Raw genomic sequence first — 15884 nt, forward strand, 5'->3', positions numbered from 1 at the left:
AGGCTATTTCTGCTCTCGTAGCAATTGGGCGGCGCGCACGGCAAAGTAAGTCAGGATTCCATCAGCGCCTGCGCGCTTGAAAGCGGTGAGGGATTCGAGGATGACCCCTTCGCTCAACCAGCCGTTCTGGATCGCGGCCATGTGCATGGCGTACTCGCCGCTGACCTGATAAACAAAGGTCGGCACTTTGAATTCGTCTTTGACCCGGCAAAGAATGTCGAGGTAAGGCATGCCAGGCTTGACCATGACCATATCTGCCCCTTCTGACAAGTCGGCCGCCACTTCGTGCAAGGCTTCCTGACTGTTGGCCGGGTCCATCTGATAAGAGGCCTTGTTGGCCTTGCCCAGGTTCAGGGCCGAGCCGACCGCATCGCGGAACGGGCCGTAGTAAGCGCTGGCGTACTTGGCCGAATAGGCCATGATCCGCACGTTGACGTGACCGGCCACCTCGAGGGCTTCGCGGATCGCCTGGATACGACCGTCCATCATGTCCGACGGCGCCACCACCTGGGCACCGGCCTCGGCATGGGACAGCGCCTGCTTGACCAAGGCGTCGACGGTGATGTCGTTCTGCACATAGCCGTCTTCGTCGAGGATGCCATCCTGCCCGTGGGTGGTGAACGGATCCAGCGCCACGTCGGTGATCACCCCCAATTCCGGGAAGCGTGCCCGCAGGGCACGGGTCGCGCGCTGGGCAATGCCGTCCGGGTTCCAGGCTTCGGCGGCGTCCAGGGACTTGAGACCCGGCGGCGTCACCGGGAACAGCGCCAGCGCCGGAATGCCCAGTTCCACCCATTGGGCGGCTTCTTCGAGCAGCAGGTCGATAGTCAGGCGTTCCACTCCGGGCATCGATGCCACCGCTTCGCGCCGGTTCTCACCGTCCAGCACGAACACCGGCAGGATCAGGTCGTCGGTGGTCAGCACATTCTCACGCACCAGCCGACGAGAGAACTCGTCACGGCGATTGCGACGCAGACGGGTAGCAGGGAACAGACGATTGGCGGGGGTAAAGCTCACGGCAGACTCCTGAGCCCACTGACGGGCGAGCGTGACAGTTATAAGCGGCCATTATGACCAACGTATGACAGTTATGTGCACCTGTGACCTTTCGTCTCAGTCATTGTCGTTGTAGGAAATGTTCACGTCGAGACACATTTCGACACTTTCCTGAATGTGCCCGAAGGGTTAGGCTGCGCGTTCATTTCGCCAGCACCCAGACAATGCTCCAACAATTTCTACATGACTTCGGCTATCTGGCCCTTTTTATCGGCACGTTCTTCGAAGGCGAAACCATCCTCGTGCTCGCAGGTTTCCTGGCGTTCCGTGGCTACATGGACATCAATCTCGTAGTGGTCGTGGCATTCTGCGGCAGCTACGCGGGGGATCAGCTGTGGTATTTCCTGGGACGCAAGCACGGGCGCAAGCTGCTGGCGCGCAAACCTCGCTGGCAACTGATGGGTGATCGTGCGCTGGAGCACATCCGCAAGCACCCGGACATCTGGGTCCTGAGCTTTCGCTTCGTCTACGGCCTACGCACAGTGATGCCGGTGGCTATCGGCCTGTCAGGCTATCCACCGGGGCGTTACCTACTGCTCAACGGCATTGGCGCGGCGATCTGGGCGACCGCCCTGGCTGCCGCCGCCTATCACTTCGGCGCCGTACTCGAAGGCATGCTGGGCAGTATCAAGAAATATGAGTTGTGGGTACTCGGCGCATTGCTGTTGCTGGGCTTGTGCCTGTGGTTGCGTCGACGCATCAAGAACGCGCGACTGGCGAAAAAAGTCCTCGAAGCCGAGCGGCTGGAGCGAACCAAGTCCGACGAACCTACGACGCCAACCGAGCAAGCCGGTTGCGACAGCAATAGAGCCCCATGACGCTGAGCAGGCTGTAGCTGAGTAAACCGACCCAGGCCACAGGGCCCGCCGGCCACAATCCGGCCAGCGGCGCCAGCCACACCAGCGGCAGGTTCGAAACCAGTCGCAGCAGCTCCAGCCTCAGCGCCCACGGGCGATTCTCCAGGGTCATGCCCAATACGAACAGCCCGAACGCCACCGCCCCCCACCCCAGTACCAGGGCGGCGATGGGCAGACTGTTCTCCAGGTTCATCAAGTAACTGCCCAGCGCGATGTAGACGCAGAACTGCAGCGCCACGTAGCCTTGCTGACGTCCATCCAGCGGCACTTCGAATTTGCGGAAACAGCCCAGGTCCGGTTTGTTCAGTGGGTACCTCGCCGCCACGTCTGCGGGTCGCCAACCGGTGGGCATGAACCAGATCCGCAGCTTGTCCCACCGCCGTCCGGCCCGTCGGGCATCTGTCCATAGCTGCACATAGAACTGCAGGTTGGCCCATAACGGGTTCCAGCTCGACAGCGGCGTGGTGACGCCAAAAATCACCGGTTCGCGGTCATCTTCCTCTTGGAAGGTGCCAAACAGACGGTCCCAAATAATGAACACCCCGCCGTAGTTGCGATCCATGTAGAGAGGGTTCTGCGCATGGTGGGCACGATGATTGGACGGCGTGACGAAGCACCACTCCAGCCAGCCCAGCTTGGGAATGTGCTGGGTGTGTACCCAGAATTGGTAGAGCAGGTTCAGCGCCGCGACGCTGACGAACACCGTCAGCGGCACGCCCAGTACGGCCAGCGGCAGGTAGAACACCCAGCTCAACAGGAATCCGGTGCTGGTCTGGCGCAGCGCCGTGGAGAGATTGTAGTCCTCGCTCTGGTGATGCACCGAATGAGCCGCCCAGAGGATGTTGCGCTCATGGCCCATGCGATGCAGCCAGTAGTAGCAGAAGTCATAGAACACAAAGGCAAACACCCAGACCCAGGCCTGTTCGGCAGGCAACCGGACAAGCGCAAGATGTTTCAAGGCAAAGGCGTAAGTCACCAGCCCCACGCCCTTGGTCAGCAGGCCCGTAGTGGTCGACAACACACCGGTGCTCAGGCTGTTGATCGCATCGGCCAGGCGGTAATGACTCACACCGCGCCAGCGGTCGGCCAACAGCTCGACGGCGATCAGCACGAAGAAGAACGGCACGGCATACAGAATGAAATTCATGATGCGACCCGGGCAGGAGATAGTCGGCAGATTAGGTTTAGCCGCCGGATAACCCTATGGCAACGAGTGACAAATTAGTGGACATTTAACGCCATGAATCTGGAGAAAAACCCATGAGCAAAAAAGTTGCAGTGATCCTTTCCGGCTGTGGCGTGTACGACGGCGCCGAGATCCACGAAAGCGTGATCACCCTACTGCGCCTGGACCAACGGGGGGCGCAGGTCCAGTGCTTCGCCCCCAACATCGCCCAACTGCATGTGATCAATCACCTCACCGGCGAAGAAATGCCCGAAAGCCGCAACGTGCTGGTGGAGTCGGCGCGGATCGCCCGCGGTAACGTGAAGGACTTGCGCGAAGCCAGGGCCGAGGACTTCGACGCCCTGATCGTACCGGGTGGCTTTGGTTCGGCGAAAAACCTCTCAAACTTTGCCGTCGAAGGCGCGGACTGCACCGTCCAGCCCGAACTCCTGGCGCTGACCGAGGCCTTCGCCGAGGCCGGCAAGCCGGTGGGCCTGATCTGCATTTCCCCGGCCCTGGCGGCGAAAATCTATGGCCCTGGCGTGACCTGCACCATTGGCACGGATGTCGACACCGCTGCCGCTGTGACCAAGATGGGCGGCACGCATGAAGACTGCGCCGTCACCGACATCGTCGAAGACCGCGCACGCAGATTGGTCAGCACTCCAGCCTACATGCTGGCGCAGAACATCAGCGAAGCAGCCTCGGGGATCAACAAACTGGTGGATCGGGTACTCGAACTGACCCACGAGAACGACGCCTGAGCAGCACCCAGCCAATGTGGGAGCGAGCCTGCTCGCGATAGCGTCGGTTCAGTTGATACTTTGGTTGGCTGACACACCGTCATCGCGAGCAGGCTCGCTCCCACAGGGGAACTGTCAGGCTCAGGACATCCGGCTCAAGCGCGTAAGGATCCGATCCAACGCATTGGCGAACCCCTGCTTGTCCCGCTCACTGTAGGCCGCAGGACCGCCGCCCATCTGGCCCTGCTCACGCAAATCGGTGAACAGGTTGCGCACCGCCAGCCGGTCCCCCATGTTCTGCGCGTTGAACTCCTTGCCCCGCGGGTCCAGGGCGGCGACACCCTTCTTCACCAACCGGTCGGCCAGGGGCACGTCGCTGCAGATCACCAGCTCACCCGGTCCCGCGTGCTCCACCAGATAATCGTCCGCCGCGTCAGGGCCGCTGGGGACCACGATCAACTTGACGCAGGCCAGACCTGGCTTGATCTGCGGTTGCCCGGCCACCAACACCACCTCGAACTGGCGCTTCAAGGCGAACTTGACCACCAGTTCCTTCGCCGCCTTGGGGCAGGCGTCAGCATCGATCCAGACACGCATCAGGAGACTTGCACCCTGCGCTTCTCCGCCACCCAGCTACGACCGTACAGCACCACGATCGCCAGGATCGCGATCACTTGAGCGGTCAGCGAATAGGCATCGGCGTGAATACCCAGCCAATCGAAATCGAAGAACGCCACTGGACGGGTGCCGAAGATCCCGGCTTCCTGCAAGGCCTTCACGCCATGTCCGGCGAAGACCACCGACAGCGCGCACAGCAACGCGGCGTTGATGCTGAAGAACAGCGCCAACGGCAGTCGTGCCGACCCGCGCAGGATTATCCAGGCCAGTCCTACCAGCAGCACCAGCGCCGTGGCGCCACCGGCCAGCACGGCGTTATGTCCGGCGGGACCGGCTTGCAGCCACAGGGTTTCGTAGAACAGGATCACTTCGAACAGTTCGCGATACACCGAGAAGAACGCCAGGACGGCGAAGCCGAAACGGCCACCACCACCGACCAGGCTGCTCTTGATGTAATCCTGCCAGGCCGCCGCGTGACGGCGATCGTGCATCCACACCCCCAACCACAGCACCATCACGCTGGCGAACAACGCCGTTGCGCCTTCAAGCAATTCCCGCTGGGCACCGCTGACGTCGATCACATAGGCAGCCAGGCCCCAGGTCGCCAGACCGGCCAACAACGCCAGGCCCCAACCTACGTTGACACTGCGAGCCGCCGACTCCTGACCGGTGTTGCGCAGGAACGCCAGAATCGCCGCCAGCACCAGGATTGCTTCCAGCCCTTCGCGCAACAGGATCAGCAAGCCCGAAAGGTAGCTCAGCGACCAGCTCAGGCCATCGCCGCCCAACAGCCCCGCCGACATCTTCAGCTTGGCCTTCGCCGTGGCCAGACGCTGCTCGGCCTGCTCCACCGGCAAGCCGTCCTGCAGAGACTGACGGTAAGCCATCAGGGCCTTTTCAGTGTCCTTGCGCACAGTGGCATCGACATTGTCCAACGAGCTTTCCACCAGCTCGAAGCCTTCCAGATAAGCCGCTACCGACAAGTCATAGGCCTGGTCGTGATCACCGGCGCGATAGGCCGCGATGCTCTTGTCCAGGGTGGCGGCGGTGTAGTCGAGCAACTGCGCCGGGCCACGCTGCACCTGCGGCGGCTGGGCACGCTGGGCACGGAACGTTGCAGCCGCGGCGGGGCCTTGGGCCGCCAGCACTTCAGCCGGGGTCTGGCGGGCCAGGTCGGCAAGGTTGAAGGTCTGCTCGCTTTTGGCCGCCGCCGGGTCCGCACTGAAACCGGCGATGTAGGTGGCCAGGTCCCAGCGCTGACGCTCATCGAGCTGGTCGGCGAAGGCCGGCATGTCGGTGCCTTCAATGCCCATGCCAAGGGTGTTGTAGATCGCGTAGAGACTCAGGTGATCGAGACGCCGACCGTCGCGCAGGTTGGAAGGCGCCGGCACCAGACCGACACCGGCAGGGCCGTCGCCAGCGCCACTGTCACCGTGGCACACCGAGCAGTTCTGGGCGTACAGCGGCGCACCGCGAGTCGGGTCCGGGGTAATGACCGGCGCCTGGCTGACTTCATAGGCCACTGCCAGCTTTGCCCCCAATTGACGCGCCAGGCGGGCAACATCGCCGCCGTCCTGATGCTGGGTGATCGCCTGGCGCAAGGCACCGATGCCCTGTGTGAGCTCAGCCTTTTCCGGCTTGGCCGGCAGCGCAACGATCAGCCCTTCCAGCACCTGGGTGAATTCCAATTGCTCACGATACTCGGACTCGTCGATGACTTTGCCCGCTTCGACGGTCTCCGGGTAATCCGCCCCGATGTAATCCAGCAAGTGCAGCGCCTGGGGAGCGCCCTCAACGGTGTTGGCCAGCAATGGATTGCTGCACAGGGCAAGCAACGGCAGTGCAAGCCAGGCCAGAAAACGAAGCGGGGCAATCATGAATGACTCTCAATTGGAAATAAGAAGTAACACATTGTTCACTTACATAGACTTTGGCTCAAGAGCGAATGTGCTCCGGTGGCGCATTTTCATCGGATTTTCATGGTTTGGAAGTGATGTCACAAAAACAGCGTTTCGAGATTGAAAAGCCATTACATAGCCAACAGCCATGTCTATAATCGCGCCGCCTTTTTATAAGAACTTGGCATAAAAGCTCCTCCGCTTATGAGGAACCGATAGCGTCCCGACGCCGTCCGTGGATCGACCCAGCCCGAACCGCCCACCTGGCTGCTACTCAGGGAAGAAATGTTCATGGCCTCCCGTGCCGCTTTTCCGGTCGCCCTCGGTGCGATCACCTTACTGTCCGGCTGTTCGGTTTTTCGCAACTACGACAGCGAACTGACCCAGACCAATCAACAGCTGGCGTCCGGTAACGTCGACGCCGCGTTGACCCTGTTGGACAAGAACAACACCAGTCAAGACCGGGATCTGCTGTATTACTTCGAAAAAGGTGAGCTGCTGCGGGCCAAAGGCGATCTGTCCGGCAGCCAGGCGGCCTGGACCAACGCCGATCGGCAGGTCGGACAGTGGGAAGATGCGGTCAAGCTGGACACCGCCAAGTACGTGGCGCAGTTCGGCAGTTTCCTGGTCAACGATAAAGTACGGCGCTACGAGGGCTACGATTACGAAAAGGTCATGCTGACCACGCAGATGGCCCTGAACCTGCTGGCGGTGAACGACTTCGACGGTGCCCGGACCCAGATCAAGAAGACCCATGAACGCGAAGCGGTGATTGCCGATCTGCGCGACAAGGAATACCTCAAGCGCGAGGAAGAAGCCGAGCAGCAAGGGGTCAAGACCGAGTACAAAGACCTTCAGGGTTACCCGGTGGCCAGCCTCGACGCACCGGAAGTGGTGGGCCTGAAAAACAGCTACCAGAGCGCGTTCAGCCACTATCTGGCCGGTTTCGTCTACGAAGCCCTGGGGGAAAAAGACCTGGCCGCACCGGGTTATCGCAAGGCTGCCGAGCTGCGTCCCAACACCCCCTTGCTGGAACAGGCACTGCTCAACCTGGACAAGCCTGTCGCCAAGAACGATGACAGCGATATCCTGATCGTGGTGCAAAGCGGCCTGGCGCCGTCCCGTGACTCGATCCGCATTCCCCTGCCCTTGCCTATCAGCGGCCATCTCGTCATCACGCCGCTGTCGTTCCCGGTGATCAAGCCTGACACCTCCACCGCCGCCTTCGCCCAGATCGGTGTCGATGGCCGCCAGATGGATCTGACCCAGCTCAACAGCACCACCGCCATGTCCCGCCGCGCCCTTCGCGACGACATGCCCGGCATCATCCTGCGCACCACCGTGCGAGCCGTCACCCGTGGCGTGGCGCAAAAACAGATCAACGACACCAACCCGTTGGCCGGCCTGGCCGTGGGCCTCACCTCGGCCGTGCTCGAAGGCGCCGATACCCGGACCTGGCGCACCCTGCCGGATTACACCCAAGTGGTGCGCCTGCGCCTGAAGAAGGGCGAACACCAGGTCACCTTGCCAAACGCCGTAGGCGGCTCGGTGGTCAAGGTGGTCGTCGACCAGCGCTACCAGGTTGTCACCCTGCGGGCCGTGGGCAATCAGGTCTTCGCCGGTGGCCTGGCCGCCCAGGTGATGCCGAGTGCCAACCCGACCGCCGTCGCCAGCCTCAAACAACCTTAAGAACGGAGTCTTGTACCCATGCGTTTAAAACTGATCGCCATCGGCGCCCTGGCCTTGCTGGCCGGTTGCGCCACCCCGCCCGCCCCTGAGCCGGGCAGCGCCGCCAGCAAGGTCGTGGCGATGGGCAAGACAAAGAACATCGTGGTCGGTGCCATGCGCGTGGCCCGGGAAAACGGCTACATGACCGTCAACGTGCAGCTGAGCAACACCAGCTACAACAACAAGACGATGTACTACCGCTTTGCCTGGCTGGGGCCTGAAGGCTTTCCGATCGCCGAAGAGGAAACCTGGAAAAGCCTGACACTGTACGGCGAACAGACCAGCTTCCTGCCGGCCATCGCGCCGACACCCAAGGCCGTGGACTTCCGGTTGGAAATCAATACGCCTTGAGCCTGATGACCGACAGTCGGATACATATCCTGTGGGAGCGAGCCCGCTCGCGAAGCGGTGGCTGGAAAATCGCTATCGCGAGCAGGCTCGCTCTCACAAGGTTCTTTGACTGACCGGCAACTTGCGTTAACCCTTTCAGCTTTAGAGAGTTCTTCCATGTTCACACGCGTTGCATTTCTTACCCTCGCCGCCCTGCTGGTCAGCGGCTGCGCCAACAATTCCCCGGTACTGGGCAACAAGAACATCACCTATGGCGACACCAAGGCCGTGGAGACCGTGACCAACGAGTTCGGCTCCACCGACCTGCAGATGATCGCCGAGTCCATGACCCGTTCCCTGGCCCAGTCCGGCATTCTGCACGGTCGCCCGGTGGTTCAGGTCTATGACGTGAAGAACAAGACCAGCGAGTACATCGATACCCGCGAGATCACCACCAGCATCAAGACCCAATTGATGAAGACCGGCGCGGCGCGCTTCGCCAGCGACAACACCGCCATGGACAGCCAGGTCGACCAGCTCAAGCTGCAGAACCAGAGCGGCCTGTACAAGAAGAGCACCGTGGCCAAGACCGGCAACATGATCGCCGCCAAATACCGCCTCGAGGGCTCCATCAGCTCGATCGTCAAGCGCAGCAGCGACTACAAGGACGTCTTCTACAAATTCAGCCTGCAATTGATCGACGTCGAAAGCGGTCTGGCCGAGTGGATGGACGAAAAAGAAATCCGCAAGACCACGGAGCGCTAAGCCATGCGCACATGGATAGGCATCATGGCCCTGGCCTGCGCATTCGGTGCGCAGGCGGCCCCCAAAGTCGCCGTTACTGACCTGGCTTACCAGCAACGAGTGGAGGAATACATCCACACCGTTTCGGCCCAGAGCAACTTCCAGGCGAACACCTACAGCGCCAGCGCGTCGTCGAGCTACGATGAGATGGAAGCCACCAGCAGCTACATCGAGCAGGGCGAATTGCGCAAGTTCACCGGAGACATCAAGGGTGAAATCCTGCGCAGCGGCATGTTCCAGCTGGTACAGGGCACGCCTCACACCGAGTCCTCCACCGGTGACGTCTACGACGTGATCAAGCGCATCAAGGCCGGACGCTTCAAAGGCGCCGACTACGTGTTGTTCGGCACGGTATCGGACATCGACTTCACCCGCGACATCAATGAACTGGCCAATACCGACAGCTACTCGGCGGTGCTTGGGCTGACCCTGGTGGCCGACTTCAGCCTGATCAACACCCGGACCTTCGAAATCACCTCGGCCTTCACCGCCATGGGTGAAGGCCAGGACACCAAATTGCTGAACCACCGGGACGCGCGCATCAGCCTCAATCGTCCCCGCGTGGTACGCGACGTGTCCAAGGCCTTGGGCGAGGATGTGGCACGACAACTGAGCGAGCAGCTCGGCGGTCCAAGCCATGAGCTACCCGGCGAGCCGGTACCACGCAATAACCTGCCACGGGACACCGCACCGGTGATCTTGCGCTAAGCATCAGGGCCTCTGCTCTCCAGGTCGGGGACAGGGGCCCTGGTGGCGTCATCAAGCGTTTGCCCGAGCCGCCCCAACCAGCCACTCTCGGGCTTTCTCATCGTTTGTTCGCTCAGCGGTGTTGGGGACGGCAAGGCCTGGACCAGCTTCATGACATTGGCGATTTGCCGCGTGTAGGCACGAATCTCATCGAGCCCCTCGACCAATGGCAGGGCGATGCCGGTGTCGCTATCAAAGGCCTCGATCGTCGGAACGATGCCGAGCTTGCCACGGAACACCGGAATACCGAGCCCCGGCATCAGCAGGCCTACCAACACCCGTGGATCGCGGCGGCTGACACTCAGGCCAACGCTGGCGAGCGCCACGCCCACACCAATGACCTGGCCGGCCGTTGCCAACAGCGACAGGCGTTTATTGGACGCGTCATCGAAAAAAATCGCCCGATATCGAAAGTAGTCACTGAACACTTCCCGCTCGTCCAGCGCCGCATTCATGAACCAGGCGCGAGAATCGTGGACATGTTCATCGAACAACCGCACCAATTCCCACGCTTCATCATCGCGAGGCGCCAGATCTCCATCGAACCAGCGCATGACCTCCCGATTGCCAGCCCGGCGCAGGTCACGGTATTCCTCGGCTTCATCCTGCTCGTTGAGCAGGTACACCAAGCCGCCTACCGACGCATTGATGAGGCGACCTTGGCTCAGGCCCGAACCGAAGGGATTCAGGCTCCACTCAGGCATGTAGTCGCGGCGAAATTCCAGCATGGCGTCGTGTAGCTGACGCTGATCCAGGCTCGGCTCGAACGTTTTTGCCGGATTGAGCACGATCTCGTGCGCACCGGTCCGTTGTTCATAAGCACGCTTCAGGGCCAGGTGTTTTTCATGATCGACGGATGCAGCGGGAGGCTCCTTGCCGGCACGCAGGGCAGTATCCTCCTCCCGTAGTCGCCGGTGCAGCGCGGCGAAGGCCGAGCGCTCCTCTTCGCTCATGTCCTTGCCCTGCACATGGGCCCAGGCCGAGGTCGTGCGAAAGAGAAAATTGGCATAGCGGCTGATGCGCCAACCGGTGATCAATCCCGCTTCCCGGGCCATCACCTCTTCGAGCGGCCCATTGTCCTGGGCATCGAGCCAGATGTTGAAGCGACGGATCAGCGTGGGGGAGATGTCGAAAGCATCGTACGTCGCACCATCCATGACCAACCACGGCCAGCGCTCTTTCTGCTCATCGCTGAGGGCATCGGCAGGGGCCTGTAAGGGAGCACCGACCTGGTAGGCCTCATGGAACATGTGCTGCAGGGGCAATTGGGACAGCAGCTCGTGATTGCCTCCCAGCGCCTTGCCCTGGTCTCCCGGCGGATACCCCCCGCCAACATCCGAATGCACACCCGGATAGAGGAATTCAAATGTGCCCACGCGATAGGTGGATGGACAATCGGGATCGTCGGGGTTGGCTTTTCGACGGATCGAATCCAGGGGAAAACTGCCACGCTGCTCATGGGCTGCGACCAGGTGCACACAACGCTCCAGGAACACCGGCGACTCGGGCAAGCGTAGCGAACCGTCCGCCCACCCCATGTGGCCGCTGACAAAGGGCGCCAGGTACGCCATGCCCACCGACGCCACCGTGTCGAACAGACCGAGGAAACCGATGCTGATGGGGATACCGGCAAACAGGTGGCAGGTTTCGCCGTTCTCCTCGACTTCGGTCAGCTGATGTAACCACTGGGTGAACGTCCGGGCCTGGGCGGCGCCACGGGAGAAACCATAAAGATACAGGCGCAGGGCCTTGATCCGTGGGATCGAACGACTGGCGTGCAAGCGCTCGACGGTCCCGCGCAAGGCGTTCAACGGTTCCTCCAGCGCGGCACGTCGACGCTCTCGTCCGGGGTTGAATGCATCACCGAAGCCACTGCTCATCTGCCGGACCCACGCAAAGGCTTGCGCCGGTTCCGGGCGTGGCTCGCCACAGTGTCGACGCAAAGCATCGATCAGCCGCGTCAGGCCCCAGTTGATGCGGTTTTCACCACCACGGGCCGCCACCAGCCCCATGGCATCAGGTTCAAACTCACCCACTTCCGGGAACTCGGTGCCGACACCCTGCATGTAATAGGCATAGAAACCTGCCTCATTAGCCCGGCTTTGCTCCGGACCGGTGCCCCCACCCAGGCTGGCGTGATACAGCCGCGCCACGTTGCTGGTGGTCGGCGGGTGGTTCCGCTTGTCTGTGGGTTCGTGGTTATTGGTGCCGTCAAAACACAACGTGATATGCAACACGTCCATGCAGGGTGGGCCGGAATAGGGAACGTTCGCCGCCCTGCAAGCCGCTCTGGAAATGTTCGCGGCCTCGATCAGGGCTCGCTGCTGTTCAAGCTGATTGCGCGCCACGTCTTGGGGCGTTCGCGGCAACATGCCCTGATTCGTAAAGAACGGTGTGACGGCCAGGGCCTGCGGCCCGCTTCTCAGTGTACTGGGCATGGCGACGGCGCCTCCATCCTGCGGGGAAAATCGAAGGGATAGCCGGGCTTGCCTGGCAATATCGCCACCGCGGCCACGATCACTCGATCACAAGGCAGGAAGTGCACGTCAACCACACCGAGCCGCTCGTAGGGCACCACCTCAGCCCAGACGCTGTGTCGGCTGTAGCCGGCCCGATGTGCGTTCATCCGCGCCCGCCATTCATCGGTGTGCCGTCGCTCCGGCCAACGGCCATAAGCGTGGGGCGCCGGGTCCTTTTCCCACGCCACCAACACCTTCAGTCCCGGACGCCATTGGGCAGGCATCGCAACGCAGCAGTTCTGCTTGCCTCCACCGCTATAAGGCCCGATGTCCGGCCCACCGTTGCCGTTGACGCTGAAGTGATGGATAGCCGCCGAAGTGTGGTTATAGCCTTCGATGGGCGCACCGATCTGGCTGGTTTGCGCAGGCATGCAACCGCACAGAGCGGTGAAGACCGGCAGCCCCCATGTCCCCATGCGCATCACTGGCCAATACCTCGTTCACCCTTCGCTTGTGCGGCACACTTCACGAGCCATCCCTGAAGAAACTGCTCCCGCGCCATCCCCAATAGCTGCTGGTGGTCTGCATCGACATGAACGCGAAAGGCCTGGTAGATAAACGTCTCCAACGAATCGAAACCGTAGGTGCTCGGAAGGATTCCCTGCCGGACACACCATTGTTGCGCGTCGCCGAGGGCGCCCACTTCGGTGACCTGCTCATCGCTCAACCGCAACACCGGCGCGCCCCGCCCCACGTCCCTCTGCCGGACATCGAACCCCGCCATCTGGCAGACCTGTCCATCGCGGTCGATCCATTGCCAACTGATGACACCCTCATGGAGCATCTTGAGCTGGTCGGGATCGAGCAGTTCACACAAGAGCCTGAACAAGCGGGTGTCGTAGTAGCGCAGCACACCGCTTTTGTGGCCTTGGTCCCATTCGGCCTGGGTACACCGTCCCAGGCGCTCGCCAAGGGCATCGAACGACCAGCGGCTGAACAGCGCCAGGACCCGCGAATGGCGATAGCACACCTGGATAAAGTCCGTCAGCCAGGCCTTCTGCACGGTGTTGAAAAGCAGCACCCGCACCAGCACAGGTCCCTGGTCAGCGAAGGCCCGCTCGGGGGAGTCCTGGAGCAGAAGCCGGTAGCGCGGCGACGGTGCGAGCTCGTTCAACTGTCGCAGCAAGGGGTAATTGAACAGCGCGCAGTTGATCAGCAGATCCACATGAGTGAGGCCGCAGGCCTTGGCCTGAGCGTATAGATGTTGCAGCCATTGCAGGGCAGTCGAAGACATGATCATCCTTGAGAATTGATCCGCTCAGAGGCGGGTGGCCAAACCTCTGGCCTGAGCTTGGGCCTGTTGAAAGCAACGTCTGCACAACACGCCGGTTGACGAGGGCGAGTTACCTGGCGGCGGCCCGGTGGCGTCTTCGCTTATCGCGACGACGCCAGTCGATGTGCCTGCGCGTCCGGCCGCTGGCTCATCGGTTTCACCCGGCAGGCGAGCAGGTTTGTACCGCAGCGCTGCTCCGGGCCCCGGACCACCTCCCTGCTCGATGGGAGTGCTGCTGAAAATGCCGTCGGCCCCAATGCGCAGGAAATGCCCACCGCCCTCCAGGGTCAGTTGCGATCCGGACTTGACTGTCAGAGCACCCGCGCATTCGAGCTGCAGGACCTGTCCGGCGCGAATCACCAGAGTCTCGCCGGCCTGTGCATGGAGACTGCCGTTGATGTTGAGAAAGTCGTCGGCATGCAATTGCGTCACGCGATGCCCTGCAACGGTGTGATGCTCCTCGCCCCGTACTTCGCTGTAGCGCTGCCCGACCAGGGTAATGCGCTGGTCGCGGCCGATCTCCAACGTGTGGTCATTGCGCACTTTGGCGAACAGGTCGCGTTCGGCCCGCAGATAGATCCGTTCAGCCCCCTTGCGGTCTTCGATGTGCAATTCGTTGCTGCCGCCCCCTCCCGGCGAGCTCCGGCTCTTGAAGACACTGCGGGTGTCGTTGACGGGTAATCCATGGGGAACCGGGTTGGTCTTGTTCGGCACGCAGCCGGTGATCAGCGGTTGATCGGGATCGCCCGCCAGGAAGGTGACCACGACCTCCATGCCGACCCGAGGGATCAACTGGGTGCCGAAGCCATCCCCCGCCCACCCCGTGGCGACCCGCACCCAGCAACTGCTCCGTTCCGGGTTGCCTTCGGCGCGATCCCAATGGAATCGGACCTTCACCCGGCCATACTCGTCGCAATGAATCTCGCTGCCTTGCGGGCCGCTGACCATGGCCGTTTCACTGACCAGCAGCGGTCGCCGATGCCTCACGGAGGGGCGATAGAACACGTCCCACGGAATCGCCTTGAACCGGTTGCCATAGCCCTGCTCCGGCACCCCCTCCCTCACATTGCCAATGGCTTCTTCAAGGACCTGGGGTTGCGAGCCTTCATGCCTGAGCCAGGTGAGCAACCAGCGTTGGTTCCAGCAAGCCCGAACATGACTCTTCAACCTCATGAAGTGCCCGCTCACCAAGACTGGCTGGTTGCTGGTGCCTTCGGCAACGCAGGTGTCTCTTTGCCGACGCTGCAGGGCCCGCAGGGCCGTCTGTCGGCCCTGGGCCAATGTCAGGAAACGCCCTGATGCGTAGGCATAATCCTCGCGATCCAGCTGTGCCACCACTTCGCCAGACGGGTTATGTCGAGCGGCACCCTCCAGGGTCAGGCGAGGCTTTTCGAAATCATGGGCACGCCGGGTGACCCGGCTGGTGGCACCTCGTACCCGAACGGAAAAGGTCCTGATCGTGGGCTCCTCGGCGACCATCGCACCGTCAGGCACGAACGGTGTAGATGGCAGAGTCCTGAACCGGGACTGGTCATCACCCACCACCAGAACATGCTGCTGCGGCCCATGTTCGAAGTGGTAATGCCAACCCTCCTCTTCGCACAGGCGCTGGATAAAGGCCAGATCGCTTTCTTCGTACTGGGTGCAATAGTCCCTGGGCGGATACTCCGTGGGACCCAGTTGAAAACGAAAGGCATCTTCCAGCAGACCATGCAGCTTGAGCACCTCGGTGATGATCTGGCGAACGGTCTGCCGCTGGAAGATTCGCCGATTGAAAGCCAGGTCGAGACTGCTCAGGCGCGGTACCAGCGTCGCGTGATAATGGGTCAGCCGCTGCCCGGACTCACCCACGGCGAAATCCGCGATTTGTCCGTGGATGCCATTGCCCAGCGTATCGAAAGCCAGGAAGGCGGGACGATGCAGAAACCGTTCAAGCGCCAGGCCGGCATGCTCGCTGACGAGCCTGATCCTGAATTCGAAAGGCCGACTGATGGCCTCCGTGCCCTCGAAGGCGAGCACACCGAGCTCATCGGGCAGGCTGTCGATCATGAACCTGAACTGGGCTGTGGAGGGAGCGGGCATTGGCGGTCACCGGATGAACGAGAGAGCCCCCATGATCGAAAAATCGACGCGGGCCGTATGCCGC

14 protein-coding genes are annotated in these 15884 nt (G+C 61.7%); 6 read left to right on the plus strand and 8 right to left on the minus strand.

Annotated features, from left to right (window positions below; genetic code table 11):
• Positions 1-3: 3 nt before the first annotated feature.
• Positions 4-1017 carry a porphobilinogen synthase gene (gene hemB / locus CGA22_RS05745; RefSeq protein WP_188258502.1) on the minus strand — a complete coding sequence of 338 codons (1014 nt, stop codon included), beginning with the start codon at positions 1015-1017 and terminating at the stop codon, positions 4-6.
• Positions 1018-1220: 203 nt separating this feature from the next.
• On the opposite strand from hemB, the gene CGA22_RS05750 reads away from it, so the two are divergent.
• Positions 1221-1874, plus strand: a complete 654-nt coding sequence (locus CGA22_RS05750) for a DedA family protein (RefSeq protein WP_041021872.1) — start codon at positions 1221-1223, stop codon at positions 1872-1874.
• On the opposite strand, the gene CGA22_RS05755 is transcribed toward CGA22_RS05750, so the two are convergent.
• Positions 1825-3060 (minus strand): sterol desaturase family protein, encoded by a 1236-nt coding sequence (locus CGA22_RS05755; RefSeq protein ID WP_188258503.1) that lies wholly within the window; start codon positions 3058-3060, stop codon positions 1825-1827. The genes CGA22_RS05750 and CGA22_RS05755 overlap by 50 nt on opposite strands.
• Before the next feature lie 113 nt (positions 3061-3173).
• Between CGA22_RS05755 and elbB the strand changes: the two genes are divergently transcribed.
• Complete coding sequence (gene elbB, locus CGA22_RS05760; RefSeq protein WP_041021874.1) at positions 3174-3842, plus strand: isoprenoid biosynthesis glyoxalase ElbB; 669 nt, start codon at positions 3174-3176, stop codon at positions 3840-3842.
• A gap of 120 nt (positions 3843-3962) precedes the next feature.
• Here the strand turns inward: elbB and CGA22_RS05765 are convergent, their stop codons facing one another.
• Both CGA22_RS05765 and CGA22_RS05770 read right to left on the minus strand, forming a co-directional pair.
• Positions 3963-4418 carry a YaiI/YqxD family protein gene (locus CGA22_RS05765; RefSeq protein WP_041021875.1) on the minus strand — a complete coding sequence of 152 codons (456 nt, stop codon included), beginning with the start codon at positions 4416-4418 and terminating at the stop codon, positions 3963-3965.
• Positions 4418-6316 carry an FTR1 family protein gene (locus CGA22_RS05770; RefSeq protein WP_041021876.1) on the minus strand — a complete coding sequence of 633 codons (1899 nt, stop codon included), beginning with the start codon at positions 6314-6316 and terminating at the stop codon, positions 4418-4420. The genes CGA22_RS05765 and CGA22_RS05770 overlap by 1 nt, the downstream gene beginning before the upstream one ends.
• A gap of 312 nt (positions 6317-6628) precedes the next feature.
• On the opposite strand from CGA22_RS05770, the gene CGA22_RS05775 reads away from it, so the two are divergent.
• From CGA22_RS05775 to CGA22_RS05790, 4 genes are all read left to right on the plus strand, one after another.
• Positions 6629-8026 carry a COG3014 family protein gene (locus CGA22_RS05775; RefSeq protein ID WP_041021880.1) on the plus strand — a complete coding sequence of 466 codons (1398 nt, stop codon included), beginning with the start codon at positions 6629-6631 and terminating at the stop codon, positions 8024-8026.
• An 18-nt stretch (positions 8027-8044) separates the two neighbouring features.
• Complete coding sequence (locus tag CGA22_RS05780) at positions 8045-8416, plus strand: YcfL family protein (RefSeq protein ID WP_041021877.1); 372 nt, start codon at positions 8045-8047, stop codon at positions 8414-8416.
• 156 nt (positions 8417-8572) lie between these two features.
• Positions 8573-9160: a penicillin-binding protein activator LpoB gene (gene lpoB / locus CGA22_RS05785; protein WP_041021878.1), complete on the plus strand. Its 588-nt coding sequence runs from the start codon at positions 8573-8575 to the stop codon at positions 9158-9160.
• 3 nt (positions 9161-9163) lie between these two features.
• Positions 9164-9907 (plus strand): hypothetical protein, encoded by a 744-nt coding sequence (locus tag CGA22_RS05790; RefSeq protein ID WP_041021879.1) that lies wholly within the window; start codon positions 9164-9166, stop codon positions 9905-9907.
• Here CGA22_RS05790 and CGA22_RS05795 read toward each other — a convergent pair.
• The 4 genes from CGA22_RS05795 to tssI are packed head-to-tail and all read right to left on the minus strand — an operon-like array spanning position 9904 to position 15820.
• Entirely contained in the window at positions 9904-12384 is a 2481-nt protein-coding gene (locus tag CGA22_RS05795) for a T6SS phospholipase effector Tle1-like catalytic domain-containing protein (RefSeq protein ID WP_223194682.1), read from the minus strand. The genes CGA22_RS05790 and CGA22_RS05795 overlap by 4 nt on opposite strands.
• Positions 12369-12836, minus strand: coding sequence for a DUF3304 domain-containing protein (locus CGA22_RS05800; protein WP_223194683.1), 468 nt, complete (start codon positions 12834-12836; stop codon positions 12369-12371). The genes CGA22_RS05795 and CGA22_RS05800 overlap by 16 nt, the downstream gene beginning before the upstream one ends.
• A 50-nt stretch (positions 12837-12886) precedes the next feature.
• On the minus strand, positions 12887-13699 hold the full coding sequence (locus CGA22_RS05805; RefSeq protein WP_052435124.1) for a DUF4123 domain-containing protein: 813 nt from the start codon (positions 13697-13699) through the stop codon (positions 12887-12889).
• 24 nt (positions 13700-13723) lie between these two features.
• Positions 13724-15820 (minus strand): type VI secretion system tip protein TssI/VgrG, encoded by a 2097-nt coding sequence (gene tssI, locus CGA22_RS05810; RefSeq protein ID WP_084213761.1) that lies wholly within the window; start codon positions 15818-15820, stop codon positions 13724-13726.
• Between the last annotated feature and the right edge of the window lie 64 nt (positions 15821-15884).

The sequence above is a fragment of the Pseudomonas sp. PSB18 genome, from assembly GCF_014596565.1.
GTDB lineage: Bacteria > Pseudomonadota > Gammaproteobacteria > Pseudomonadales > Pseudomonadaceae > Aquipseudomonas.